Raw genomic sequence first — 2,540 nt, forward strand, 5'->3', positions numbered from 1 at the left:
CCAACCTTCATTTTGACGAACACCGTTAATGAACCAGTAGAAAGTCCCCGTATAGAAACGGAAGCCAGTGAAAAGTTGACCATCTTCATACCAGCGGTAACCACCGTTTTGTGACGAACCATCCCAAATGTAGCCCGTCCATGGCATCATGGCACCCCGATCATCGTCAGCCTTATAGGTTTGACCGTCAATGGTTTCGAGCTGCCCCTTACGAGAGTAATACGTGCCGTCATCGCCGAAGTAGTACTTCTGACCATCAATCGTCTGCCATCCTTGCACAGCACGACCATCAATGTTCGTCCAGTATGTGTAACCCCAGGCCTGACGCCAACCCTCGTTTTGGCGAACCCCGTTAATGAACCAGTAATAAGTCCCGGCATAGTAGCGGAATCCCGTGTATAGCTGGCCATCTTCGTACCAACGGTAACCACCGTTTTGCGATGAACCATCAAAAATATAGCCAGCCCATGGCTTTAATTCGCCCTGATCATCCGTCTTATACTTCTGACCATCAATGGTTACTTCCATGTTTTTACGAACTTCGAAGGTATTATCGTCACCAAAGTAGTAACGCTTTCCGTCAATGGTTTGCCATCCTTGCACGGCCCGACCATCGCTACCCGTATAGTAACGGTTTCCCCATGCTTCGTGCCAAGCATTTTCTGACCGAATCCCATTTTGGAACCAGTAGTAAGTGCCTGTATAGAATTGGAAGCCAGTGTATGCACGGCCGTTTTGGAGCCAGCGCCAACCACTCATCGTGTTCACATAACCGGAAACGTTTCCTAAGTCATAGTTATTATTGTTTGTCCGGAAGTTGTTTGACTGGTTATTCGTCATTGAATCGGCAATCTTTTGACCGATTTCTTGATAAACAACGTTTGTTGGGTGAACACCATCAGGCAAAGTCGTGCTGTGGTTGGCATCATTAACGATGCCAGCATCAATCACGACAGCCCCCATGTCCTGGGCCACTTGACGTTCGGCAGAACGCAGGTCATTCAATGAATAGCCACCGTTTCCAGGCGTATCACTCGTCTTACCATTCAAATAGTTTCCCTGTGGCAAAAGAACGAAAATTCGCGCATTAGGATTGGCCATGTGCAGACGTTCAATATTACGCTTAAAAATAGCCATGACCGTGTTCAAAACACGGTCGTCACCGTTGTTCACGTCATTGACACCCATCCCAATCACAATATCGGTGGCGTTTTTGAACTGGGCCAAGTTAATGGCTTCGTCCGTCATCCAATCCATATCGTTTTCAATTAAGGTACCAGAGTGGGCAGAAACGTTAATGAAGAGCTTATCCGTATCCTTAGCGGCGTAGTGATCATAAGACTGACTACCATCGTTGTAAGGATTCCAACCGGCCGTTGTTGAATCACCAAACCCCCAGAGGACACCATTCTTGGGGTTGGCAACGCCGTATTGGTTCGAATGATAAGTCACCCCTTCGTACTGGTGATCACTATTAGTAGCCAAGACGTGATCGTTTCCGAAGAAGTAAAGATTCCCATTGGTGTTTAACCAGCCGGTAGCGGCTTTTCCATCGGCCCCAAAGTAGAAGGTCTTGTCTTCCTGGGTTGCCCATGTGTTGGTCTGCTTCACCCCTTCAATGAACCAGTAACGGTCGGTACCGTCATCGACCAAGCCATCGACTTTTTCGGCCACACCGTTTTGATCGATGTGGTAACGAACATTTTGCCAGTCAATGTCTTGATTAACTCGCTTTGTGTAGGTATCATCATCCCCAAAATAAAACAGCTTTTGACCAATTGTCTGCCAACCTGAAACGGTATTACCATCGGACCCAAAGTAGTAGGCCTGACCTTGTGCATCGGTATACCAGCTATTCTTCTGTTGAACACCATTGACAAAATATTGGTAGCCTTGGCCATCCTTAATTAGGCCATTCTTAACCGTTTCGTTTGTCTTGTTTTCTTGGTTAGTTGAATCGGCTGCTTGGTTCTGATCAACTGAATTGGTCGTTTGCTGGTTAGAGCCAGCCGATTGATTGCTCGTTGCCTGCGTCGTTTGTCCCTGGTTACCAGCCTGATCAGCGTGAACGGCCGTCGTGGATAACGTCATGGTCAAAGCGACTGCTGCGGAAGCAATTAGCCAGCTTTTACCACTTTTGTACATTTTAAGTCTCATTGTCTCTTCTCTTTTCAATAAAAAGCCGTCTGGAAAAAGGCGACTCACCGAATTTAACGGAGGTAATACGTTCCGTCATTTCCGAAGTAGTAGGACTGTCCATCAATCGTCTGATGTCCCTGTACGGCACGACCATCGTTATCCGTGTAGTACTTGTAACCCCACGCTTCACGCCAACCAGCGTTTTGACGAACCCCGTCAATGAACCAATAGTAAGTTCCTGTGTAGTAACGGAAACCAGTAAAGAGCTGACCGTTTTCATACCAACGGTAGCCACCGTTTTGTGCGGATCCATCCCAAACGTATCCTTGAACCGGACGTTCGTAGAAGGTGTCATCGTTTCCAAAGTTGTAAACCTTACCATCGATCACCTGGTTACCCTG

The 2,540-nt window shown here is 47.2% G+C and carries 1 protein-coding gene and 1 pseudogene; both read right to left on the bottom strand.

From position 1 onward, the window contains the following. Positions 1-2,157, bottom strand: a 2,157-nt coding sequence (locus tag IV71_RS03485) for a GDSL-type esterase/lipase family protein (protein ID WP_169790358.1), incomplete at its 3' end; no start/stop codon positions are given. 53 nt (positions 2,158-2,210) lie between these two features. Next, positions 2,211-2,540: pseudogene (locus IV71_RS03490) on the bottom strand (1,4-beta-N-acetylmuramidase); the annotation flags it as partial.

The organism is Fructobacillus fructosus KCTC 3544, from assembly GCF_001438695.1.
Classification (GTDB): Bacteria; Bacillota; Bacilli; order Lactobacillales; family Lactobacillaceae; genus Fructobacillus; species Fructobacillus fructosus.